This is a genomic window from Jeotgalibacillus sp. ET6 (assembly GCF_029667115.1).
GTDB lineage: Bacteria > Bacillota > Bacilli > Bacillales > Jeotgalibacillaceae > Jeotgalibacillus.
Window position 1 is genome coordinate 1 of sequence record NZ_JARUIU010000175.1, and the last position, 253, is coordinate 253.

At 41.5% G+C, this 253-nt stretch carries 1 protein-coding gene; it reads left to right on the forward strand.

Features of this window, described 5'->3' with window-relative positions; all coding sequences use genetic code 11:
- Window positions 1–204: hypothetical protein (locus tag P6709_RS20110; RefSeq protein ID WP_278242664.1), on the forward strand; the 204-nt coding region annotated here is incomplete at its 5' end.
- Between the last annotated feature and the right edge of the window lie 49 nt (window positions 205–253).

Consider the following 253-nt stretch of genomic DNA (forward strand, 5'->3'; position numbering starts at 1 on the left):
TGCGTAATTTCCAATAATATTACACAAGAAGTTGATTTGGGATGCGGGTTAATTAGTGCGTGGAGAAGGCAGAAGCCAAAATGTCGATGGTGCCCAAAGGTTCCCTCAGAATGGTTGGAAATCATTCGAAGCAGGAAAGTGCTCATTGTTGATCAGGAGCCGGAGGCATCTTTTGGCGGACAGAAGAAGCTGTTAAAAAAGTAAAAGATTTCACTTCAGTCAAAAAAGATCAGGATATGCAAGTCTCAAAAAG